This window comes from Nocardia sp. NPDC023852 (genome assembly GCF_040639505.1).
GTDB lineage: Bacteria > Actinomycetota > Actinomycetes > Mycobacteriales > Mycobacteriaceae > Nocardia.
Map to the genome: position 1 here is coordinate 60,765 of NZ_JBFAAB010000008.1, position 21,740 is coordinate 82,504.

23 protein-coding genes and 1 pseudogene are annotated in these 21,740 nt (G+C 67.5%); 8 read left to right on the forward strand and 16 right to left on the reverse strand.

The window, feature by feature from the left end; genetic code table 11:
• Positions 1 to 24 precede the first annotated feature (24 nt).
• On the forward strand, positions 25 to 1,422 hold the full coding sequence (locus AB0H00_RS14685) for a dihydrolipoamide acetyltransferase family protein (RefSeq protein WP_357265855.1): 1,398 nt from the start codon (positions 25 to 27) through the stop codon (positions 1,420 to 1,422).
• 35 nt (positions 1,423 to 1,457) lie between these two features.
• Here AB0H00_RS14685 and AB0H00_RS14690 read toward each other — a convergent pair whose 3' ends face one another.
• Together AB0H00_RS14690 and AB0H00_RS14695 are read right to left on the reverse strand one after the other, a co-directional pair.
• Positions 1,458 to 1,880 (reverse strand): thioesterase family protein, encoded by a 423-nt coding sequence (locus tag AB0H00_RS14690; protein ID WP_357265857.1) that lies wholly within the window; start codon positions 1,878 to 1,880, stop codon positions 1,458 to 1,460.
• A gap of 57 nt (positions 1,881 to 1,937) precedes the next feature.
• The gene (locus tag AB0H00_RS14695; RefSeq protein WP_357265859.1) at positions 1,938 to 2,903 is read right to left on the reverse strand and encodes an AraC family transcriptional regulator; all 966 of its coding nucleotides are present in this window, start codon (positions 2,901 to 2,903) and stop codon (positions 1,938 to 1,940) included.
• 438 nt (positions 2,904 to 3,341) lie between these two features.
• Here AB0H00_RS14695 and AB0H00_RS14700 point away from each other — a divergent pair, with 438 nt between their 5' ends.
• A complete protein-coding gene (locus AB0H00_RS14700; protein ID WP_357265861.1) occupies positions 3,342 to 4,712 on the forward strand; it encodes an MFS transporter in 1,371 nt (456 codons plus the stop codon).
• A 4-nt stretch (positions 4,713 to 4,716) separates the two neighbouring features.
• On the opposite strand, the gene AB0H00_RS14705 is transcribed toward AB0H00_RS14700, so the two are convergent.
• The 5 genes from AB0H00_RS14705 to AB0H00_RS14725 form a co-directional block, all read right to left on the reverse strand.
• Entirely contained in the window at positions 4,717 to 5,166 is a 450-nt protein-coding gene (locus tag AB0H00_RS14705) for a nitroreductase family deazaflavin-dependent oxidoreductase (protein ID WP_357265863.1), read from the reverse strand.
• A gap of 32 nt (positions 5,167 to 5,198) precedes the next feature.
• Positions 5,199 to 5,960, reverse strand: coding sequence for a hypothetical protein (locus AB0H00_RS14710; RefSeq protein ID WP_357265865.1), 762 nt, complete (start codon positions 5,958 to 5,960; stop codon positions 5,199 to 5,201).
• Between the two features lie 469 nt (positions 5,961 to 6,429).
• Complete coding sequence (locus AB0H00_RS14715; protein ID WP_357266121.1) at positions 6,430 to 7,860, reverse strand: NAD(P)(+) transhydrogenase (Re/Si-specific) subunit beta; 1,431 nt, start codon at positions 7,858 to 7,860, stop codon at positions 6,430 to 6,432.
• Complete coding sequence (locus AB0H00_RS14720; RefSeq protein WP_357265867.1) at positions 7,860 to 8,177, reverse strand: NAD(P) transhydrogenase subunit alpha; 318 nt, start codon at positions 8,175 to 8,177, stop codon at positions 7,860 to 7,862. The genes AB0H00_RS14715 and AB0H00_RS14720 overlap by 1 nt, the downstream gene beginning before the upstream one ends.
• Positions 8,177 to 9,322, reverse strand: coding sequence for a Re/Si-specific NAD(P)(+) transhydrogenase subunit alpha (locus AB0H00_RS14725; protein ID WP_357265869.1), 1,146 nt, complete (start codon positions 9,320 to 9,322; stop codon positions 8,177 to 8,179). The genes AB0H00_RS14720 and AB0H00_RS14725 overlap by 1 nt, the downstream gene beginning before the upstream one ends.
• A 404-nt stretch (positions 9,323 to 9,726) precedes the next feature.
• On the opposite strand from AB0H00_RS14725, the gene AB0H00_RS14730 reads away from it, so the two are divergent.
• From AB0H00_RS14730 to AB0H00_RS14750, 5 genes are all read left to right on the forward strand, one after another.
• Positions 9,727 to 10,188 carry an HIT family protein gene (locus tag AB0H00_RS14730; protein WP_357265871.1) on the forward strand — a complete coding sequence of 154 codons (462 nt, stop codon included), beginning with the start codon at positions 9,727 to 9,729 and terminating at the stop codon, positions 10,186 to 10,188.
• Positions 10,185 to 11,021 (forward strand): maleylpyruvate isomerase family mycothiol-dependent enzyme, encoded by an 837-nt coding sequence (locus AB0H00_RS14735; protein ID WP_357265873.1) that lies wholly within the window; start codon positions 10,185 to 10,187, stop codon positions 11,019 to 11,021. Before AB0H00_RS14730 ends, AB0H00_RS14735 begins: the two co-directional genes overlap by 4 nt.
• Positions 11,022 to 11,026: 5 nt before the next feature.
• Positions 11,027 to 11,680 (forward strand): Type 1 glutamine amidotransferase-like domain-containing protein, encoded by a 654-nt coding sequence (locus AB0H00_RS14740; protein ID WP_357265875.1) that lies wholly within the window; start codon positions 11,027 to 11,029, stop codon positions 11,678 to 11,680.
• A gap of 82 nt (positions 11,681 to 11,762) precedes the next feature.
• Positions 11,763 to 13,121, forward strand: a complete 1,359-nt coding sequence (locus AB0H00_RS14745) for an FAD-linked oxidase C-terminal domain-containing protein (RefSeq protein WP_357265877.1) — start codon at positions 11,763 to 11,765, stop codon at positions 13,119 to 13,121.
• Positions 13,122 to 13,167: 46 nt separating this feature from the next.
• Positions 13,168 to 13,452 (forward strand): GNAT family N-acetyltransferase, encoded by a 285-nt coding sequence (locus AB0H00_RS14750; RefSeq protein ID WP_357265879.1) that lies wholly within the window; start codon positions 13,168 to 13,170, stop codon positions 13,450 to 13,452.
• A 42-nt stretch (positions 13,453 to 13,494) separates the two neighbouring features.
• Here the strand turns inward: AB0H00_RS14750 and AB0H00_RS14755 are convergent, their stop codons facing one another.
• From AB0H00_RS14755 to AB0H00_RS14770, 4 genes are all read right to left on the reverse strand, one after another.
• Complete coding sequence (locus AB0H00_RS14755; RefSeq protein WP_357265881.1) at positions 13,495 to 14,655, reverse strand: acyl-CoA dehydrogenase; 1,161 nt, start codon at positions 14,653 to 14,655, stop codon at positions 13,495 to 13,497.
• A gap of 159 nt (positions 14,656 to 14,814) precedes the next feature.
• Entirely contained in the window at positions 14,815 to 15,498 is a 684-nt protein-coding gene (locus AB0H00_RS14760; RefSeq protein WP_357265883.1) for a TetR family transcriptional regulator, read from the reverse strand.
• A gap of 4 nt (positions 15,499 to 15,502) precedes the next feature.
• Positions 15,503 to 16,018, reverse strand: a complete 516-nt coding sequence (gene purE, locus AB0H00_RS14765) for a 5-(carboxyamino)imidazole ribonucleotide mutase (protein ID WP_357265885.1) — start codon at positions 16,016 to 16,018, stop codon at positions 15,503 to 15,505.
• A complete protein-coding gene (locus tag AB0H00_RS14770; protein WP_357265887.1) occupies positions 16,011 to 17,231 on the reverse strand; it encodes a 5-(carboxyamino)imidazole ribonucleotide synthase in 1,221 nt (406 codons plus the stop codon). The genes purE and AB0H00_RS14770 overlap by 8 nt, the downstream gene beginning before the upstream one ends.
• Positions 17,232 to 17,270: 39 nt before the next feature.
• On the opposite strand from AB0H00_RS14770, the pseudogene AB0H00_RS14775 reads away from it, so the two are divergent.
• Positions 17,271 to 17,750, forward strand: a pseudogene (locus tag AB0H00_RS14775) (GtrA family protein); the annotation flags it as partial.
• Between the two features lie 61 nt (positions 17,751 to 17,811).
• On the opposite strand, the gene AB0H00_RS14780 reads toward AB0H00_RS14775, so the two are convergent.
• The 5 genes from AB0H00_RS14780 to AB0H00_RS14800 all read right to left on the reverse strand — a co-directional run bounded on the left by AB0H00_RS14780 (position 17,812) and on the right by AB0H00_RS14800 (position 21,565).
• Complete coding sequence (locus AB0H00_RS14780) at positions 17,812 to 19,119, reverse strand: HAMP domain-containing sensor histidine kinase (RefSeq protein ID WP_357265889.1); 1,308 nt, start codon at positions 19,117 to 19,119, stop codon at positions 17,812 to 17,814.
• Position 19,120: 1 nt separating this feature from the next.
• A complete protein-coding gene (locus AB0H00_RS14785; RefSeq protein WP_357265890.1) occupies positions 19,121 to 19,798 on the reverse strand; it encodes a response regulator transcription factor in 678 nt (225 codons plus the stop codon).
• Positions 19,799 to 19,814: 16 nt separating this feature from the next.
• Positions 19,815 to 20,354, reverse strand: coding sequence for a PH domain-containing protein (locus tag AB0H00_RS14790; protein ID WP_357265892.1), 540 nt, complete (start codon positions 20,352 to 20,354; stop codon positions 19,815 to 19,817).
• A gap of 193 nt (positions 20,355 to 20,547) precedes the next feature.
• A complete protein-coding gene (locus AB0H00_RS14795) occupies positions 20,548 to 21,348 on the reverse strand; it encodes a biotin--[acetyl-CoA-carboxylase] ligase (RefSeq protein ID WP_357265894.1) in 801 nt (266 codons plus the stop codon).
• A 22-nt stretch (positions 21,349 to 21,370) separates the two neighbouring features.
• Complete coding sequence (locus tag AB0H00_RS14800; protein WP_357265896.1) at positions 21,371 to 21,565, reverse strand: hypothetical protein; 195 nt, start codon at positions 21,563 to 21,565, stop codon at positions 21,371 to 21,373.
• Between the last annotated feature and the right edge of the window lie 175 nt (positions 21,566 to 21,740).

Here is a 21,740-nt window from a genome sequence, read left to right on the forward strand (position 1 = left end):
TTCGCCGTAGTGAGAGGTGCCCACGTGGAAAATCGCCAGGATGCTCCAGGTGCCGTGCTGGAATTTCGGCTCCCCGACCTCGGAGAAGGCCTCACCGACGCCGAGCTGGTGTCCTGGGCGGTGGCCGTCGGCGACACGGTGCGGCTGAATCAGACCATCGCGGAGGTCGAGACGGCGAAAGCAGTGGTATCGCTGCCGTGCCCGTTCACGGGGCGGGTGGTCGAGTTGCTGGCACAGCCGGGCGACACCATTCCGGTCGGCGCGCCGCTGATTCGGGTGGAGCACGAGCAGGCGTCCGGGCCGGACGCCGCCGGGCACACCTCGGTTCTTGTCGGCTACGGCCCAGAGGGGGAGGCGGTATCCCGGCGACGCAGGCCAGCCGTTGCTCCGCGAGACGTTTCGCACCCCGGCGGCGACGGCGCTGCGGAAACCGCCGCACCTGAGCCGGTCTCGGGGCCGTTCGACGACACGATCCAGGAGCCCGAACATATGCGCCCGAAGATCGGCGTGACGCGGGCGGCGGCCACGCCGGGCGCGCGAAAACTGGCTCGCGAACTCGGCATCGATCTGTGGTTCGTCGCGGGGTCCGGGCCGGGCGGCGCGGTTACTGTCGACGACGTGCGCGGTGCGGTGCCGGTCTCCCAGTCGCGCCCGGCCGAGCAGGCCGAGGCCGCGCCGCCCACCATCACCGAGCCGGACGCGGGCGTTGTCCGTCCGACCACCCGCGAGGCCCGCACCCCGATCAGCGGCATCCGCAAGCGCACCGCCGCGGCGATGCTGACCAGCGCACACACCATCCCGCAGGCCGGCACGTTCGTCACCCTCGACTGCACCGCGTCGATGGAGCTGCTCGACCACCTGCGCAGCACCACATCCTTTGCCGGCCTGACCCTCACGCCGCTCGCGCTGGTGGCCAAGGCGGTGCTGGCCGCGCTCACGGAATTCCCCGGCATGAACAGCTGCTGGGATGAGGCCAACCAAGAGATCGTCACCAAGCACTACGTGAATCTGGGCATCGCGGTGGCCACCGGCCGCGGGCTGCTGGTGCCGAACATCAAAGAGGCGCAGACACTGAGCCTGCGGGATCTGACCCGCGAAATCGGCTGGCTGGCGGACACCGCCCGTTCGGGTGCCGCCACGCCTACCGACCTGCGCGGCGGCACGTTCACCATCACCAACGTCGGGGTGTTCGGCGTCGACGCCGGGATGCCCCTGGTCAATCCCGGCGAGGCCGCGATCCTGTGTCTCGGCTCGATCCGCAAGCGGCCGTGGGTATTCCGTGACGAACTCGCCGTCCGCTGGGTGACCACCCTCGGTGTGAGCTTCGACCACCGGATGATCGATGGCGAACTGGCCGCCCGGTTCCTCACCACCACTGCCGGGCTCATGGAGGACCCACTCACCCTGCTCAGTCGCGTGTGAATCACAGGGTTTCGCTCGCCGGCGGTACGTGGGTACTACTCGGTGACCAGCGCCGCCGCGACGGTGCGGATGACCTCCGGGATCTCGACCGGCTTGCGGGACTCCGCGTCCACGTAGACGTGGACGAAGGTGCCAGTGGCAACCAGTTCCGGTGCGCTGTCGGCCTCGCGGAAGATGGCCAGGTCATAGGTGATGCTGGAGCGACCGAGCCGCGCGATACGCAGGCCGACCTGCAGCTGGTCCGGGAAGCTGATCGAGCCGAGGTACTGGCACGAGGTCTGTGCTACAACCCCGAGCGCCGGCAGCGTGCGGATGTCGGTGCCCGTTGCGTGCATCAACCATGCGTTGACCGCGGTATCGAAGTACGAGTAGTACGTCACGTTGTTCACGTGCCCGTAGTGATCGTTATCCGCCCATCGAGTGGGTACCGGCCAGAGCACCGGATACTGCTGCGTCACCCGGCCGACGATAGCTCAGCCGGGGGCGCGCTGTATCTATGCGCCGCGCGCGGGGCCCTACGTGGCCACGCGAACTCCCTCCTCCAGGCCTGACCGCACGCGGCTGTGGCGGTGGTCGCGCGGGGAGACACCGAAGTGGCGTTTGAACGCGGTACTCAGTGCGAAGGCGCTGCCGTACCCGACCTGACGGGCAATCGCCTCGATCGTGGCGTCGGACTCCTGTAGCAGGTCGGCGGCCAGCGCGAGCCGCCATTCGGTGAGGAACGCCATCGGTGGCTCGCCGACCAAGTCAGTGAACCGGCGGGCCAGCGCGGCCCGCGACACACCCACCGCCTCGGCCAAGCCTGCGACCGTCCACCCGTGCCCCGGATTGTGCTGCAACAGCCGCAACGCCTTGCCGACCAGCGGGTCACCGTACGCGTGGTACCAGGCGGGCGCGTCATTGCGGGCGAACCAGGCGCGCAGCGCGGCGATCAGCACCAGATCGAGCAGCCGGTCGAGCACCGCTCCCTGCGCGGGTTCATCCTTGGTCGCCTCATCGACGAGGATGTCGAGTACCCTGCTGTCGAAGTCGCCGCGCCGCAACACGATGACAGGCGGGAGCGCGCGCAACACACGCTGGCTGGCCGCGCCCGCGGACTCGTAGGTCCCGGTGACCATCATCGTGGCGCCGTGCGGATCGGTCCCCCACTGCCGAACTCCGATACTTAGTGTCTCGCAAAGGATTTCACCGTCCGGCGTCTTCGTCACCTGGCCGGGATGGATGACGATCTGCGGTTCGGTCGCCGGATCGTCGGCCACGGTGTACGGATCGGGCCCGCGGAAGATAGCGACATCGCCTGCGTTCAGCTGTCGCGGCGCATCCTTCTCGGTGCGAATCCACGCACCGCCGCGAATCATCGATAACACGGTCAGCGGGGCCTCGTCCTGAATGCGCAACGACCACGGCGGATCCAGCAGCGAACACATCAGGAACGCACCCCTGGCGCGTGGACCTTCGAGCAGACTGGCGAGCGCATCCACGCATCAACAGTAGACGATCACGCATGATCATAAGCCGCCGAACCATGCGCCGTCTCGTCCAGCGCAGATGTACCAGAACAATGACACACCACCGCTGACCAGCACCTCCGACGTAGTGAAAACCCGCCGGCCCGTTCGGCACCGTGCTCTACGGCCACGCTGGAGCCCGCCGACGAGGTCCGCCGGGTGTTCGACCGGGAACCCGAAGATTTCGCCGACTATGCCACGGACGGCGCCTACCGGAATCCGGAATGTCTCGGGGCAGTGACGCGTTGACACTAGACAAGAAAAAACAGCCCTATCCGCGGGCACGACGCTCAACGACGCGCGTTTCACAGCCGGGTAACCAGGTCGGCGTTGCCCTGGACCGGCTCCGCGGGTGGGCTGGGCATACCGTTCCGGGGACATACCGGACCATTGCTCGCTACCGTCGAAGTGGTGTCGAGCCCCACAGTCGACCGTTCGACCCGCGTCGCGCGTGCCGCGGTGTTCACGGTGTTCGCGTTGAGCGGTTTCCTACTCGCTATGTGGGTGGTGCACATCCCCGTCATCACCGACCGCACAGGCGTCGCGAAGTCGACGCTAGGAATGTTCCTCCTGCTGATGGCCGGTGCCGGCGTGTTCGGCATGCGTCTGGCGGGTCCGCTCGCCGACCGGTTCGGCAGCAGGACCCTGGTCGGCGCGGCCGCGTGCACCACCTCGGTGGCTGTGCTCGGACCCGGCTTCGCGACCGGACCGGTCACGCTCGCGTTGGCACTCGCCTGCTTCGGCTTCGGCAACGGTGCGCTGGACGTGTCGATGAATACCCAAGCGGTACATGTGGAACGGGCGTATCGCCGCCCGATCCTGGCCGCGTTCCACGCCCTGTTCTCCGGCGGTGGCCTGCTTGGTTCGCTACTGGGGGCCGCGACGCTACGCGTGGGCTGGGATGTGCGGCTGACTTCGACACTGGCCGCGATCGGCGGCGTCGCACTGACCCTCGCGCTGGTACCTCGGCTGCTGCGCGACGCTACGCCCGAGGAGGGGACGGCGGACGCGGCGACACCCGGCGTCCAGGCCGTACATGCGACCGAGCACGACACCACACCGCCTCGGCGCGAGCCGGCACCACTCGATGCGGATCTGCCCCAGCACGACGCCGGTTCGCCCCAGCACGCCACGGCACCGATCGAGTACGACGCCGCGCCGAACGCACAGTCGCTCGACGAGCCCGAGCGGGACGCGGCGACACACGCCACGATCGCGCGTCCCGAGGTCGGTGATCGCAGCCGAACGGTGCTGGCGCTGGCCGCGATCGCGTTCGCGCTGCTGCTGGCCGAAGGCGTAGCCGCGGATTGGAGCGCGCTGCAGATGCGCGAGCATCTCGGGGCGGACGCCGCGACAGCGGCGCTCGCCTTCGGTGCCTTCTCCACGACGATGACCGTCGGACGTCTGGCTACCGACCGGGTCAGCGGCGCGTTCGGCCCGGTCGCGGTGGTCCGTTACGGCGCGCTGATCGCCGCGATCGGACTTGCTCTGATCATGGTGTCTCCGTGGATTGCGCTGTCACTGCTCGGCTGGGCCATGGCCGGCCTCGGGCTCTCCGGCGGCGTCCCCCAGATTTTCACCGCCGCGGGAAATCTGGGCTCCGCCACTGCCGCGACCGACATGTCCCGGGTGTTCAGCGTCGGCTATCTGGGGCTGCTCGCCGGCCCCACGGTAATCGGCTGGCTCACAGCGGTGGTACCGCTGACCACGGCCATGGTGGTACCGCTGATCGCGATGCTGCTGTGCTGCCGCTACGCGGGCGTAGTCGCCCCGGCGAGGTAACCGGTCAAGACCGCAAGGTCAGCTCGACCAACGACACCTGGTCGATGTCCGAGCCCGTGGCCTCCTCGATGAGCCCGCCCAGCTTTCGGTACGCCTTGGGGTGTTCGCGGCGATAGCCGTCGAGCACCGTGGCGGACTCGTCGAGGGTTAGGACCCTGGCAACAGCCGAAACCCGATGGCGCGAACCGATGCTGACCCAACAGCGGGCATCGGCTACAAGATTACGGAACCACTGGGCCTGCTTGCCGAATCCGGACGCGATGACCACGCGATCTCGACTCGGTCGCGCGACGGTCTCCAGCACGACGTAGCGCGGTCGGCCGGAGCTGCGCCCGGTGTGTTCCAGCAGCAAGAGCCGCCCGCCGAACAGGAAGCCCAGCCGGGCACGGAACACACCGATCGGCGCTCGCACGAATGACCTGGTCCGCAGTAATCGCACACTAACGCCCGCCATGCTTGAACGTTAGCAACCCCATACGTTAAGCCCTACTTGGGCGGCACCAGGCACAGTGTGATCGGATCCGGCTTGGGATAGACGATCGTTTCGTTCTCGGTCGCTCGCGACCCGCATGCGGACTTGTCCGCGGTACCGCGCACCACCCGGCCGATCTTGAAGTCCGCCGTCGAGCCGCAGGCCACCTTGGTGCTCGCGCCGAGGAAACCGGATTTGATGCAGTCGCCCTCTTTGGCGTTGAGTCGCAGGCAGAGGGTGTAGTCGTTTCTGCCGGTCTGGTAATAGCTGGCGTAGTCCTTGGTCGGGCAGTCCTTGTTCGCCCCGTCGATCCGTTGCGCCACCACATAGTTGGCGTCCGGATCGGAGCATTCCTTCGTGGCGAACTCGGCCTTGACGGTGCTGCCCGACAGCCTCGCGCACTGGCCGATCTCGATCTTCTCGCCATCCGAGCGCAGCACGGTGCGGGCGCCGAAGACCAGGAGACCGATCACCAGCAGGGCGCCGAGCGCGAGGAAGACCTTCCCGATCCCGCTGCCGCCGCCACTGCGCCGCGGCGGTTGCCCGGGCGGCGGGAAACCGCCGACGGGGTAGCCCGGCTGCTGGGGCGCCGGGAAACCGCCCTGCGGCGGATAACCGGGTTGTGGCTGCGCCGGGTACCCCGGCGGAGGATAGCCCTGGGGTTGCCCCGGGTAGCCCTGCGGCACAGCGGCGGGCGCCTGCGGGTATCCCGGCTGGCCGCCATAGCCTGGACCGGCGGGCTGGCCTGGATACGGGTTGTTCGGTGGTGTGGTCATGGATCCCCTCCCCGGGTCTCGCGCAATTACGTCCGCACAGGGGTGGCGGCGAACTCATGGAATCTAGCCGATGGACGCGCGACTCGCCGCCCGGAAGACCGTCCGGTCTGTTCAGCGGCCGCCAGATCGCCGAATCCTCGCTCCCGGCCGACCGTCCACAGAGAGAGCCCCAAGATTCACCGGATCCTGCGCGACACTAGTGATCCGGGCATCACCGTCCCGCAGTGCGACGAGTTCCGCCAGGGTCGCACCGTTGGGGAACGCGGCAGCCGCCGGGATAGCGGCCCGCGCTTCCTGGCGAGCCAGCCGCCGACTCGGCAACACCGCGGACCGCGACGGCCCGGCCGGCTCGGCTCCTCGATCGTGGGCAGGCTGCGTCTGGACCGTTTTACGCCGTGCGCAGGCGACATGACAGCGCCCTCCGTCGAAGGCCTCGGCGGAGGGCGCTTGCCGCGAAACGTACTGGCCTCTACAAGGCTTTCAGTTCTTCGGTGACCGAACCGACGGACTTTTTGGCGTCGCCGAAGAGCATGGAGGTGTGGTCGGCATAGAAGAGGGGGTTATCGATGCCGGCGAAGCCGGAGTTCATCGAACGCTTCAGCACGATCACGGATCGTGCCTGGTCGACGTTGAGGACGGGCATGCCATAGATCGGGCTGGCGGCATCCTCGCGGGCGGAGGGGTTGGTGACGTCGTTGGCGCCGATCACCAAGGCGACATCGGTACGGCTGAACTCGCCGTTGATGTCGTCCATTTCCTTGAGCGCGTCGTAGGAGACTTCGGCCTCGGCCAACAGCACGTTCATATGGCCGGGCATACGGCCCGCGACCGGGTGGATGGCGTATTTGACCTCGACACCCTTGGCCTCCAACAGCGACGCCATTTCCTTGACCGCGTGCTGAGCCTGCGCGACGGCCATGCCGTAGCCGGGCACCACGATCACCTGGTTGGCATACGCCATCTGGATCGCGGCGTCCGCGGCGGACGTGGCCTTGGCCTGCTTCTGCTCACCGCCACCGGCGCCCGGCGCGGTACCGCCGCCGCCGAATCCACCCGCGACGATAGCGGGGATGGAGCGGTTCATCGCCTTGGCCATCAAATTGGTGAGGATGGTGCCGGACGCGCCGACGATCATGCCCGCCACGATCATCGCGGTGTTGTTCAAGGCGAGACCGGCCGCCGCGGCGGACAATCCGGTCAGAGCATTCAGCAAGGAGATAACCACCGGCATGTCGGCGCCGCCGATGGGCAGCACGACCATCAGGCCGAGCACACCCGCGAACACGAGCACCGCGATCATCCACACCTGCGGCACACCGTCGCTGGTTGCCCCGATACCGATTACCACGGCCGCGGCGATGGCGCCGACGAGCAGCAACAGGTTCAACGGTTGCTGCAGCTTGCCCATCCCGATCGGGCGGCCGGGCAGGATCTCCTGCAGTTTGCCGAACGCGATCAACGAGCCCCAGAACGACACCGAACCGATGATCGCCGCGAACAGCGAGCCGATCACGATGTGCACGGTGGGTTCTTCGTCGAAGTGCGAGAAGCCCTGGGAGTTGAGGAACTCCGACCACGCGATCAAAGCCACCGTGCCACCACCGACGCCGTTGAACGCGGCCACCAGCTGCGGCATCGCGGTCATCTTGGTGAACTTGGCCGGCGGAACACCCAGCGCGACACCCACCACCAAGCCGGCGACGATCAGAATCCAGTTGCTGGTGTGGCGAATCGAGATCATAGTGGCCACCACCGCGAGCACCATGCCCGCCGCCGCGATGAGGTTACCGCGCACCGCGGTCTTCGGACCGGTCAAACCCATCAGACCATAGATGAACATGCCGAACGCGACGATGTAGAGGCCGTTGACCAGATAGGTCACATTGTCGAAGGGATGCATCACTGATCCGCCTTCACCGGCGTGGCCGTCTTCTTGGTTTTGAACATGCCCAGCATGCGGTCGGTGACCACGAAACCACCGATGACGTTGAGGGTTCCGAACACGACGGCGACGAACAGGATGATCTGGGTCAGGACCGACGGATCCTGCACGTTCCCGAGCGTGACCAGTGCGCCGAGCACGACGATGCCGTGGATGGCGTTGGTGCCCGACATCAGCGGGGTGTGCAAGGTGTTGGGCACCTTGGAGATGACGGCGAATCCGACGAACCCTGACAGCACCAGGATCGCGATATTCGCCAGCAGTTCGGTATACATCAGGAGGCTTCCTTCCCCGCGGTTTCGATGTCCCCGACCGCACGGGTCACGCAGGAGTCGGCGAGCACCTGATCGCCGAAGTCGGGCGTGAGTTTGCCGTCGACCAGCATCAACTCCAGCAGTGCCGCGACATTCCTGGAGTACAGCTCGCTGGCGTGCTCGGGCATGGTGGCGGGCAGATTCAGCGGCGACGCGATGGTCACCTCATGCTTGACAACGGTGTGGCCAGGCTCGGTGAGCTCGCAGTTGCCTCCGGTCTCGCCCGCCAGGTCGACGATCACGCTGCCGGGCTTCATGCCCTGCACCGCCGCGGCGGTCACCAGTCGCGGCGCGGGACGACCCGGCACCAGCGCGGTGGTGATCACCACGTCGAAACCCTTGATCGCGTCCTCCAAAGCCTGCTGCTGGGTGGCCTTCTCCTCGTCGGTGAGTTCGCGGGCGTATCCACCCTCACCGGCGGCATCGATCCCCAGATCCAGCCACTGCGCACCCACCGAACGCACCTGATCAGCCACCTCCGGCCGCACGTCGTACCCGGTGGTCCGCCCACCGAGCCGCTTCGCCGTGGCCAACGCCTGCAAACCGGCGACACCCACACCCAACACCAGCACCGTCGCCGGCTTCACCGTGCCCGCCGCGGTAGTCAGCATCGGGAAGAACCGAGTCGACTCCGACGCGGCCAACAGCACCGCCTTGTACCCGGCCACATTCGCCTGCGAAGACAACGCATCCATCACCTGCGCACGCGAAATCCGCGGAATCGCTTCCACCGCGAACGCCTGCACCCCAGACGATTTCAGCGCACCGATCTGATTCTCGGCGTTACGCGGGGCAAGAAACCCGATCAGTGTCTGCCCCGACGACAGCTTCCCCACCTCGGCGTCACTGGGTGGGGCCACCTTCACAACAACCTCGGCCGACCAGGGATCGCCGATCGTCGCGCCCACTTCTTCATAGGCACTGTCGGGGATGAGCGCGCCGCTCCCTGCTCCGGACTCGACGACGACCTCGACGCCCCGCTTCAGCAGGCTCGGAATGATCTTCGGCACCAATGCGACACGTCGCTCGCCCGCGTTGGACTCGCGAACGACTCCGACACGCGCGGCACGTAGCGACGGATCGCCTACGCTCTGCGTTGTCTCCACTTGTCAGACTTCCTTCTCGTGCTGAGCTTCCAGGCAACGGGTAGACGGCCGGACGATGCTACTTCAGAGTAAGTTCGCCCAAATCCTCGCCACTGTACCCGGCTCGCCGTGAGCCTAGCCGAGATGTCCGTCACACGTGTCGGCCGGATTCCGCCGGTTCGCTGAGTTGCCCTGCGGTCTACGCGGACCTTACCGCAGCCTCCTGAGCTGCGCTTTGTTCGGTCGCCGCCGCAGTCGACGGTGCCCGCCGCAGGCGACCACGGCAAGACCGTACGTCGAAGTCCTTGCTTACCCCCGGGTTCGAGAACTGATCAGGCCGTCGGCGCGTCGCGGAGCAGAGACGCGTCCTGCCGGATCGCCCACCGGGGTGTTCCGCTCCGCACCTACGCCGTATGGTCCAGCATGTGAACGACTGCGTCTTCTGCCGCATCGTCGCAGGCGAGGCGCCCGCGACCACAGTGTACGAGGACGACACACTGTGTGCGTTCCTCGATACCCGGCCGATCACCCGCGGGCACACGCTGGTGATCCCCAAGCGGCACGCCGCCGAACTGGAGGACTTGGACGCCGAACTCGGCGCACACGTCTTTCGGGCTGGGCATCGGCTCGCACTAGCCATCCGGCGCAGCAGTCTCGCCGCGGACGGCGCCAACCTAGTGCTCAACGACGGCACCGCCGCTTTCCAGACCGTTTCGCACGTCCACCTGCACGTGATCCCCCGCAGACACGGCGACAGACTGAGTTTCGCCAAGGGCTTCCTCCTGCGGCGTCCGCACGACCCGGTCGCCACCGCCGCTGCCATCCGGGGTGGGATCGCGGCACTGGACAACGAGGGCGCAGGCCCGGAAAAAGGAGCCGACGGATGACCGAGACACCGAATCGGACCGAGCAGATCGCCCTGCTGTCGCGGCAATGGGAAGCGATCGAGACGCTCGTCGCCGCACTCGACGAGGACCGCTGGCGCATCCCGGCGCCACTGCCCGGCTGGACTGTGTTCGATGTCGTCGCCCACGTCGTCGGCACCGAGTCTTGGCTGCTCGGCGAGCGCCCGCCCGCACACGACCCGAGCAGGGTCAAGACCGATGTGCGCATGCTTCCCTACGTCCGCAACGAGATCGCGGTGCTCAACGAGATCTGGGTGGACCGGCTTCGCCCACTGCCCGGCGCCCGACTGGTCGATTTATACCGTGACGTTGTCGACCGCAGACATCAGGCGCTCGCGGCGATGGACGACGCCGAATGGGAGAAGGAAACCGTGTCGCCGATCGGTCAGGTGAGCTACGGCCGGTTCATGCGAGTGCGACTGTTCGACTGCTGGATGCACGAACTCGATATCGCCGACGCGCTCGGCGTCCGGGTGGAGGAAGGTGGGCCGCGCGGCGAGCTGGCCTTCGCCGAGTTCGCGGGCGGCATTCCGCGTGTGGTGGCCAAGAAGGGCGGGGCACCGGACGGCTCGCGGATCACCTTCGCTCTGACCGGCCCGCTGGCCAGAACGCTGCACATCCAGGTGGCGGGCCGGGCGAGCTACGTCGACGCTTTCGACGAACCCGCCGGCGTCGAGATCGGCATGGACTCCGGGTTGTTCGTCCGGTTGGGCGGCGGGCGCACGACCGCCGAGAAGCACCTCGACGAGATAACCTTCGACGGCGATACCGAGCTCGGGCAGCGGCTGGTGCGCCACCTCGCGTTCACGCTCTGAAAACCATGCGGCTCTTCCTGTCCAGCTATCGCTTCGGGGCGCACTTCGACCGGCTGGTGGCGCTCGCCGGCCCGCCGGGCCGCGTCGCGGTGATCGGCAACGCCTGTGACGCGTGGCCGTCGATGCGGGCGTCGGCCGTAACCAGCGACCTGGTGCCGCTCGGCAAGCTCGGCTATGCCCCCGAGGAGCTCGACCTGCGCGACTACGTCGGGAACGCGGCGGATCTCGAGCGCAAGCTTGCCGACTACCCGCTGGTGTGGGTGCGCGGCGGGAACACCTTCGTGCTGCGCGCCCAATTCGCCCGCAGCGGAGCGGATCTCGCGCTTTCCCGGCTACTCGCCGACGACGCGCTGGTCTACGCGGGGTACAGCGCGGGCGCCTGCGTGCTCACCCCCGACCTGCACGGCCTGGACACACTCGACGACCCCGCCGAGGTCGAACCCGCCTGTGGTATCGAGCCCCGCTGGGACGGGCTGGGTTTCGTCGATCGCCGGATCGTGCCGCACATCGACTCGGCTACCGATCCGGGCGGTGGATGCAACCGGCTGGCCGCCGAGTACCGGGCCGACGGCGTGGCGCACTGGGCGCTCACCGATGACGACGCGATCGTCGTCGACGGACCACGCATCGAGGAGCTGATCCGTCCGGCGGGGACGTGAGCATCCACAGTTGGACGACCGGTCGGCGCATGTCCGGCGGCCTACCGGCACATATCCGGCGCGGGCGGCTAGCGTGAATGGCGTGGACCTGCATGAGCTGATCACGAGGCTGCCCGAGGGCGCGGTGCTCACCGACCCCGACCTGCTCGCGGGCTACCGACAGGACTGGGCGCGCGATCCCCGCGCGGGCACTGCGCTCGCGGTGGTGCGTCCTACCAGCACCGATGATGTCGCCACCACCGTGCGATGGGCCGCGTCGAACCGCATCCCCGTGATCCCGCGAGGTGCCGGCTCCGGGCTGTCCGGCGGGGCGACCGCGGTCGACGGCGGCCTTGTGCTCAGCACCGAGCGGATGCGCGCGATCACGGTGGATCCGGTCACCCGGACCGCCGTAGTGCAGCCGGGCCTTCTCAACGGGGAGGTGAAGCGCGCGGTCGCCGAACACGGACTGTGGTATCCACCGGACCCGTCATCGTTCGAGATCTGCTCCATCGGCGGCAATGCCGCGACCAATGCGGGCGGCCTGTGTTGCGTGAAGTACGGCGTGACCACGGACTACGTGCTCGGCATGGAGGTGGTGCTGGCCGACGGGACCGTCGTGCGACTGGGCGGGCCCCGACTGAAGGACTCGGCGGGGCTGGCGCTGACCAAGCTGTTCGTCGGTAGCGAGGGCACGCTCGGCGTGATCACCGAACTGACCCTGCGGCTGCTGCCCGCGCAGCCGCCGCAGAGCACGGTCGTCGCGACATTCGGCACACTCACCGCGGCCACCGAGGCGATCCTGGCGATCACCGGGGAACTGCGGCCCTCGATGCTCGAGTTCATGGACTCGGTGTCGATCAATGCCGTCGAGGACGAGATGCGGATGGGCTTGGACCGCGCCGCCGCGGCCCTACTGGTCGCGCGGTCGGACGCGCCAGGCGAATTCGCGCGACGCGAGGCCGAGGCCATGGTGGCCGCGTGCGAAAAGGCCGGTGCGACCGAAGTTTTCCACACCGAGGACCTCGAAGAGGGCGAAGCGTTCACCGCGGCACGGCGTTTCGCGATTCCCGCCGTGGAGAAGCTGGGCGCACTGCTGCTGGAAGACGTCGGCGTGCCACTGCCACGGCTCGGCGATTTGGTGACCGGCGTCGCCGCGATCGCCGAACGCAACGCGGTCACGGTCTCGGTGATCGCGCACGCCGGAGACGGCAACACCCATCCACTGATCGTGCACGACCCGGCCGACGCGGACCTGACCGCGCGGGCGCACCGCGCCTTCGGCGAGATCATGGACTTGGCCATCGTGCTCGGCGGCACCATCACCGGTGAGCACGGCGTGGGGCGATTGAAGAAGGCGTGGCTGCCCGATCAGCTCGGCCCGGACGTCATGGCCTTGACTCAGCGGATCAAGGACGCGCTCGACCCGAACGGCATCCTGAACCCGGGGGCGGTCCTGTGACCGCCGCCACGGAACATTCCCATCCGACAAGGAGTTCTACCCGATCATGACGACCAGGCTCGAGCACAACGTCGCCGACACCCGTTTCGAGATCTACGTCGACGACACCCTAGCCGGGTACGCCGACTACGCCGAACGCGGCGACACCAAGGTCCGCGACCTGCACCACACCATGACCTTCCCCGAGTTCCGTGGCCACGGCATCGCCGCCCAGGTGGTCGAGTTCGCCCTGAAAGACTCCCGCGACGCGGGCTTCTCCATCATCCCCACCTGCTGGTACGTCGAGAAGTACATCACCGAACACCAGGAGTTCGCCGACCTGGTCGTCTAGCGTCGCCCGCCTCGAACGCTTCCCGCCGACGTAAACGGGGCATCAGTCCTCGAGCAACGCGCGGCTCATCACCAGACGCTGGATCTGGTTGGTGCCTTCGTAGATCTGGGTGATCTTCGCGTCGCGCATCATGCGCTCCACCGGGAAATCGGTGGTGTAGCCGGCGCCGCCGAACAGCTGGACGGCGTTGGTGGTGACCTCCATGGCGACGTCGGAGGCGAAGCACTTGGCGGCGGCGGAGATGAAGCCGAGGTTCTTCTCGCCGCGCTCGGCGCGGGCGGCCGACGTGTAGACCATGAGGCGGGCCGCTTCGATCTTCATCGCCATGTCGGCGAGCATGAACTGAGTGTTCTGGAAGTCGGCGATCGACTTGCCGAATTGCTTGCGGTCCTTGGTGTAGGCGATGGCCGCGTCCAGCGCGCCCTGGGCCAGGCCGACGGCCTGCGCGCCGATGGTCGGGCGGGTGTGGTCGAGGGTCTGCAGCGCGGTCTTGAAACCGGTGCCCGGCTCGCCGACGATGCGGTCACCCGGCACTCGGCAGTTCTCGAAGTACAGCTCCGCCGTGGGCGAACCCTTGATGCCGAGCTTGTGCTCCAGCGGGCCGACTACGAAGCCCTCGTCGTCCTTGTGCACCAGGAAGGCCGAAATGCCGTTGGCGCCCTTGTCCGCGTCGGTTACCGCCATGACGGTGTACCAGGAGGACTTGCCGCCGTTGGTGATCCAGCACTTGGAGCCGTTGATGATCCAGTCGTCACCCTCTCGCTTGGCCCGGGTGCGCATACCCGCCGCGTCGGAACCGGCCTCTCGCTCGGACAGCGCGTAGGAAGCCAGCTCGCCGTTGACGATGTCGGGCAGGACCTTCTGCTTCAGCTCCTCGGAACCGTTCAAAATCAGGCCCATGGTGCCGAGCTTGTTGACCGCTGGGATCAGCGAGGAAGAACCGCAGACCCGGGCGACCTCTTCGATCACGATGCAGGTCGCGACCGAGTCCGCGCCCTGGCCGCCGTATGCCTCTGGAACGTGCACGGCATTGAAGCCGGAGGCGTTGAGTGCGGTCAACGCCTCCTCGGGGAAGCGGGAGTTGCCATCGACGTCCTTGGCATGCGGAGCGATTTCTTTCTCCCCGAGACCGCGGATCGCGGCACGCAGCTCATCGTGGAAGTCCTCGAGCTTGAACAGGTCGAAATCGGGGTTTCCCGCCATGTGGGCTCACTCCTGGTCGTCGGTCGTGATCGCTGACTCCGCGGAACGGGCTCAGCTATTCGGCACTCAGTGCCATGCTCACAGCCAGTGTACGCGAGCACGCGCCATTCGCCATGCAGAAATCATGGCACTCAGTGTCAGATTGGTCGCACTTGGGCGTCACAACGTTCCCAGCTTGCGGGCGAGCAGTTCGGCGACCTGTCGGGGGGCGATGTCGCGGGGGAACACGGCGACGACCAGCTCGTCGGCGTTAGATTCACGCCGTGCGCCGCGCGGAATCGCAGCCAGCTCCAGTCGCAGATCGGCGGCACCCGCGGCTGATTCACCGCGCACCATCCGGCGCAGCAGGTAGTTGTGCGTCGCTGTGACGGCCGCGGCGAACTGTACCCGCGCCAGATCCGGCACCTCGGGCAGCCGCTCGCGCAGGTAGTCGGTGAACAGCCGCTCATAGCGGAAGACGGTGACGATCTCCCGTTCGCGCAGCGCGGGCACCTGGCGCACCACCCGATAGCGGCGCACCGCGATCTCCCGCCAGTGGGTGAACCGCTCGAATACCTGCACCACCGCGTCGCACACCGCTTCCCACGGATCCGTGCGCGACGCGGCGAGGAACTCGGCCGCCTGCGCCAGCTGCGACTCATGATCGGCGAAGATCACGTCTTCTTTCGACCGGAACTGCCGGAAGAATGTCCGCCGGGAAATTCCCGCCGCCTCCGCGATCTCGTCCACCGTCGTCGCTTCGTACCCCTTCTCGGCAAACAACCGCAATGCCTGATCCACAACTGTGAGCCGGAACTGCGCAGGGTCGCTGCCTCGCGGTCGGGCGATGTCGCCAGTAGTCACGGACTCAGCCCAGGAGTCTTGTGCGGAGGGCTTCGTCCTTTTCCAGGACCATCAGTTCGAGTCCGGCCTGAAACTGTTCCATTCGAGTGCGCAGCGCCGGGTCGTGGGTGGCGAGGATGCGGGCGGCGAGCAAGCCCGCGTTGCGGGCGCCGCCGATGGAGACCGTGGCTACGGGCACGCCCGCCGGCATCTGGACGATAGACAGCAGCGAATCCATGCCGTCGAGGTACTTCAGCGGGACAGGCACCCCGATGACCGGCAGCGGTGTGGCCGAGGCGACCATGCCGGGCAGATGGGCGGCACCGCCCGCACCCGCGATGATGACCTTCAGTCCGCGGCCCGCGGCGTCCCGCGCGTAGTCGAGCATGCGTTGCGGGGTGCGGTGCGCCGAGACGACGCCCACCTCGAAGCGAATGCCGAACTCTGCCAATGCTTCCGCGGCGGCCTCCATGGTCGGCCAGTCGGAGTCGCTGCCCATGATCAGGCCGACCGCCGGAGTCACTGCCCCTGCTTCACTCATGCGGATCCCATCCGTCGGTCCAAACAGCGTGCGACATCCAGTGCGCCGCACGCTCAGCTTTCTCCCGAACCTCGGCGGCATCGTCGCCGAGGATGTTGACGTGCCCGATCTTGCGGTCGGGCCGCTCGTCCTTGCCGTACAGGTGCACCTTGGCATCGGGCATCCTGGCGAACAGGTGGTGCAGTCGCTCGTCCATCGACATGGCCGGAGACTCGGGCGCGCCGAGGATGTTGACCATCACCGTCACCGGCGCCAGCAGGCTGGTGTCGCCGAGCGGGTAGTCGAGCACGGCGCGCAGATGCTGCTCGAATTGACCGGTGCGCGCGCCGTCCATCCCCCAGTGCCCGGAATTGTGCGGCCGCATCGCCAGCTCGTTCACCAGCAGCACGCCGTCGTCGGTCTCGAACAACTCCACCGCCATGGCCCCGACAACACCCAGTTCCTCGGCGAGGTTCAGCGCCATGGTCTCCGCCTCGGCGGCCCGGGACTCCGGCAGGCCGGGCGCGGGCGCGATCACCACGACGCACTGACCGTTGCGCTGCACGGTCTCCACCACCGGCCAGGTCGCCGCCTGGCCGAACGGCGAACGCGCCACCATCGCCGACAGCTCCCGCTTCAAGTCGACCTTTACCTCCGCGAGCAGTCCCACGCCGTACGCGAGCTGGTCGGTGACGATCGTCTCGGCGGCGGCGGGAGAATCGGGCATCCAGACGCCGCGCCCGTCGTAGCCGCCGCGCACCGCCTTCAGCACGATCCGCCAATCGTGTTCCGCCCCGAACCGCACCGCGTCGGCCACCGAAGTCACCGGCGTGAACGCGGGCACGGGCAGCCCGAGTTCGGTGAGCTTGGTGCGCATGGCCAACTTGTCCTGCGCGTAGACCAGGGCCTGCGGCGGCGGCTGGACATTCACGCCCTCGGCGACCAGCGCCTCCAGGTGCTCGGTCAGCACGTGCTCGTGGTCGAAGGTCAGCGCGTGCGAGCCGACCGCGGCCTTGCGCAGCGCCGTCAGATCGGTGTGGCTGCCGAGCACCACCTCGGGGCTCACCTGCGCGGCCGGGTCGTCAGGGTTCTCGGCGAGCACGCGTAGCCGCTGGCCCAGCGCGATCGCCGCCTGGTGGGTCATACGCGACAGCTGTCCGCCACCGACCATGGTGACGGTGGGCATAGTTGAAGGATCGAAAGAACGTGTGCTCACGTCGGACAATATTGTCACGTCCGGTGCGAACGAACCGTACCGGTACACTCCGGTCTTGTGACATTCGTCGACGACGTGGTCAGCGTCCTCCCCAAGCCGCTGCAAGACATCGCCTACCGGCAGCGGGAATTGATCAAGTTCGCGATCGTCGGCGCGACCACCTTCGTGATCGACAGCGGCATCTTCTACATGTTGAAGTGGACGGTGCTCGCGGAGAAGCCAGTCACCGCCAAGATCATTTCCGGCGTCATCGCCGTGATCGCGTCCTACATCCTCAACCGGGAATGGTCGTTCAAGAACCGGGGCGGACGCGAACGCCATCATGAGGCAGCGCTCTTCTTCGGCGTCAGCGGCGTCGGCGTTGTGCTCTCCTTCACGCCGCTGTGGATTTCCAGCTACGTTTTCGACCTGCGCCAGCCCAATGTGAGCTTCACTGCCGAGAATGTCGCCGACTTCATCAGCGCCTTCGTCATCGGCAACCTACTGCAGATGGCCTTCCGGTTCTGGGCGATGCGCCGCTGGGTCTTCCCCGACGAAATGAACGAGATCGTCGCGGAATTCGAGGAGCTCGTGGAAGAGGAATTCGGCCACAGCTGAGTCACCTCGGCTCGGCCACCACCGAGTTGGGTGCCCGGTACGCCGACGACCCGAGGAAGACCGCGAACAGCGCCGGCCTCCGTCGCTGCAGTTCCAGGCGCCCACCGTCGGCCTCGATCAGCGCCCGCGCCAGCGCCAGTCCCACGCCAGTGGAACCGCCCGCCGAGAACCCCCGATCGAAAATGTGCGGCGCCAGCTCGTCGCGCACCCCGTCGCCCTCGTCGGCGACCTCGACACACACCAGCGGCTCGCGATCGCCGCCCGGTCGTACCGTACGCACCGATACCGTGCAGGGTCCGCCGCCATGCATCAGCGCGTTGTCCACCAGCACTGCCACCGCCTCGCGCAGCCGCGATCCGGTGAGCGGCGCGCGCAGCGACTCATCCCCGATCAGCGTCAACGTCCGGCCCGCCTCGGCGAACGGGTGCGTCCATTCGGCGACCACACCGCGCAGCTCGTCCATGACCGGCACCGGATCGCGGTCCGTCGCGTCCTCGTCCCGCGAGGCCCGCACCAGATCGTCGATCGCTTCGGTGAGCCGGTCCACCTGGGCCATCGCCTCCTCCGCCTCGTGCACCACCTCCGGATCGGAGTGCGCGGAGAGCTCGTCCAAGCGCAGCCGCACGGCGGTGAGCCTGCTGCGCAGCTGGTGCGACACATCGGCGACCAAGGCGTGCTCCCGCTGCAGCCGCCCGGCGATCTCCACGGTCGCCGAATCGAGCACGTCCGAGACGCGGTCCAGTTCCGAGATACCGTGTCTACGTGGATCGGGCCGGAAATCGCCCATCGCCAGCCGCGCGGCACGCGCCGCGACGTCGCGCAGCGGATCCGCCACCCGACGGGCGGTGACCACCGCGACCGCAACCGCCGCTCCCAGCGAGACGAGCACGGCGAGTCCCACCACCGCGACCGCCTGACGCTGCATGGCGTGCATCGGCGCCGAGGGCACCTCCAGGCGCAGCGACCCCGATGTGCCCATCGACAGCGACTCCACCAACGGGTCGGACACAATGTCCGCCCCGACATCGCGCCGGGAGGCGTTGTCCTGCGGCGACGGGTAGACGATGGTGAGCTTGCCGTTCTCGGGCACCAATGGCGCCACCGACCGCGTGTCCAGCTCGCCGAGCACCGTTCCGTCGCCGTGCTCCTGCGCAATGATCTCCGAGGCTATCCGTTCCAGTCGGTTCTGCAGGTCGTTGCGGGTGATGTCCTCGACCCACAGCCAAGCCGTATAGATCAGCGGCACACCGAGCACGACCGTGGTCAGGGTCAGCACGGTGAGCATCGAACGCAGAATCCGGCGGCGCACGTCAGTCGGTGTTCAGTCGGAAGCCCACACCGCGAACGGTGACGATGCGCCGCTCGGCCATCGGCCCTTCGTCGCCGATCTTGCGGCGCAACCAGGACATGTGCATATCCAAGGTCTTGGAGCCGCGCAGCTCGGCGTCACCCCACACCTCGCGCAGGATGGTCTCGCGTGGCACCACCTGCCCGGCCCGGTCGATCAGCACCTTGAGCAACTCGTACTCCTTGTTGGCCAAACCGATTTCGACGCCGTTCACCAGCACCCGTCGCGCCGCCGGTTCCAAACGGATACCGCCGACTTCCACCGTATCGTCACCGATGCCGCTGCGGCGCAACAAGGCTCGCACCCGGGCCAACAGCTCGGCGAGCCGGAAGGGCTTGCCGACGTAGTCGTCGGCGCCCGCGTCCAGCCCGACCACGAAGTCCACCTCGTCGGTGCGCGCGGTGAGCATCAGCACGGCCAGATCCGCGCCGCGGGCGCGCACCTGCCGACACACCTCCAGCCCGTCCATGCCGGGCAGGCCGAGGTCGAGGATGAGCAGATCGTGGTCACCCTCCAGTGCCCGCTTCAGCACGGCGGGCCCGAAACGCTCGACGGTCACCGAATAGCCCTCGCGCCCGAGCGCGCGCGACAGCGGAGCGGCGATGGCCTCGTCGTCCTCGGCCAGCAGTACAGCGGTCATCTGCCCAGGTTACGGCTTATCGGTAGCCGCCACGGTCGTCCCAGCCGCCATGACCGCTGTGGCGCTCGACATCGAACACCTGGTGGTAGAGCAGCGCGTGCACCTGCTGGACGGCCGGGATGTCATCGTACTCGAGCGGTTCGGAGGAGGACGACTCGATGATCAGCGTCCCGGTTCCGAGCATCCGATCGAACAGCCCGTGCCGGAACTGGACACTGGAGATCCGGCTCATCGGAATGTCGATGCCGATGTGCGTGAGCACGCCCTGGCGCACGAGCACCCTACGGTCGGTGATGATGAAATGAGTCGACTTCCAACTGAGAAACGCTGCGACACAACGCCATCCGAGGATGAACAGGTACACCGCCAGCACCGCGATCAACAGCGCGGATCGCGTGGTCCCCTCGGCCTTGCGTGAGATGAGCCCGCCCGCGAAACCGGCGAGTGCGGTAGCGACGATGAGTGTCACGATGGGCCAGAACAGCATTTTCCAATGCGGATGACGATGGAGTATCAGCTGCTCATCGGGCGCCAGCACGTCCTCCGGATAACCCATGCCAGGCACCCTACCGCGTGCGGATGCCGGAATAGCCGACGCAGAAGCGCGTCGTGCTACACAATCGCCTGCCGGCGTGGCGATTCCGCAATATTCGCCTGGACGGCCGCCCGCGCCGCTTTCAGCCTGTCCAACGCATGCAGCCACCGCATCTTCCGGTTCCCGAGCGATCGGAAGTGCGCACTCCGGGTGGTCAGTTCTCCGCGCGCAGATGAGTGACGTCGGCCGCGGATACCGCCTCGCCGCCGATGAGCAGGCGGCCCGCGTCGTCGACGCCGTCGGCCATGCCGGTCAGCACCTGACCACCGGGCAGCTCGGCCCGGACCTGGGCACCGATCGTGGCGCACCGTTCACGGTAGGCGGCAGCCAGCTCGCCGTTCGCCCAGTTCCCATCGCGCCATGCGGTGAAGCGGCGGGCGAATTCGGTCAGCAGCGACCGCACCAGCACAGTCCGGTCGGTCTCCTCCGCGCCCGCGAGGGTGAGCGAGGTCGCATGCGGCACCGGCAGTTCCGCCTCGGTGAGGCTCACGTTCAGTCCGACTCCGATCACCACGGCCGGCTCGCCGCCGCTTGTCGCGACCTCGGCGAGGATGCCCGCGACCTTGCGTCCGTCGATCAGCACGTCGTTGGGCCACTTGAGGTCCGCGGCGACCCCCGCCGTTTCGCGTAGCGCGTCTACCACGCTGACGCCGGTCAGCAGCGACAGCCAGCCGAGCGAGGCCGAGTCGATCCCGCGCAACCGCACCAGCAGCGACATCGCGATCTGCGCCCGCGGCGGGCTCACCCAGGTCCGCGCGTGTCGACCGCGGCCGTGCTCCTGCGTCTCCGCCAGGAGCACCACACGATCGGTGTCCGGCTCGCCTGCCCGCGCTACCAGGTCCGCGTTCGTGGACCCGGTCGTCTCCACCACCTCGATCTGGGAGAAGAACGACAGCTCGGGCGACTCGATGACACTGCGCCGCAATTGCTCTGCATCCAACGGTGGCCTCTGCACACCGGGCAGGCTACTCGCAGCGCTATCCGACGAGGTCGTACCCGCCGATCGGGTCGCGTGCCGCCATGCCCACCCTGTCGCCTTCCGCGGACTCGTCCCGTTCGATCTCGGCCCGATACTCGGCGTCGCGGTACTTCGGCTCGGTCTCCTCGCTCCGTGTGCTCGTCCACGCCGCAGCGGCGGCGTATTCGGTGACCGTCCTGCTCCATTCCCACATGGCGGGCTCCTCCCCTGAGCTCGAGAATCGGTCGTATCAAGCTATCTGGACACCCCCCGGCGGCGACACTCGTTTTCCGCCGATCGCGCCCGTCGATCGACCAGGGATTTTGCGTTCCGCAACCTGATCTAGCTGCGGTTTTTACTCGCCGGTAGCCCGGAGTCGGATAGAAAGA

Bases quoted from the DNA above. Each gene is read 5' to 3' on its own strand.
- AB0H00_RS14705 (WP_357265863.1), bottom strand. From the start codon at position 5,166: ATGGCGGGCGTTAGTGTGCGATTACTGCGGACCAGGTCATTCGTGCGA.
- AB0H00_RS14710 (WP_357265865.1), bottom strand. From the start codon at position 5,960: ATGACCACACCACCGAACAACCCGTATCCAGGCCAGCCCGCCGGTCCA.
- AB0H00_RS14715 (WP_357266121.1), bottom strand. From the start codon at position 7,860: ATGCATCCCTTCGACAATGTGACCTATCTGGTCAACGGCCTCTACATC.
- AB0H00_RS14720 (WP_357265867.1), bottom strand. From the start codon at position 8,177: ATGTATACCGAACTGCTGGCGAATATCGCGATCCTGGTGCTGTCAGGG.
- AB0H00_RS14735 (WP_357265873.1), top strand. From the start codon at position 10,185: ATGACCGAGACACCGAATCGGACCGAGCAGATCGCCCTGCTGTCGCGG.
- AB0H00_RS14740 (WP_357265875.1), top strand. From the start codon at position 11,027: ATGCGGCTCTTCCTGTCCAGCTATCGCTTCGGGGCGCACTTCGACCGG.
- AB0H00_RS14750 (WP_357265879.1), top strand. From the start codon at position 13,168: ATGACGACCAGGCTCGAGCACAACGTCGCCGACACCCGTTTCGAGATC.
- AB0H00_RS14755 (WP_357265881.1), bottom strand. From the start codon at position 14,655: ATGGCGGGAAACCCCGATTTCGACCTGTTCAAGCTCGAGGACTTCCAC.
- purE (WP_357265885.1), bottom strand. From the start codon at position 16,018: ATGAGTGAAGCAGGGGCAGTGACTCCGGCGGTCGGCCTGATCATGGGC.
- AB0H00_RS14785 (WP_357265890.1), bottom strand. From the start codon at position 19,798: ATGACCGCTGTACTGCTGGCCGAGGACGACGAGGCCATCGCCGCTCCG.
- AB0H00_RS14790 (WP_357265892.1), bottom strand. From the start codon at position 20,354: ATGGGTTATCCGGAGGACGTGCTGGCGCCCGATGAGCAGCTGATACTC.
- AB0H00_RS14800 (WP_357265896.1), bottom strand. From the start codon at position 21,565: ATGTGGGAATGGAGCAGGACGGTCACCGAATACGCCGCCGCTGCGGCG.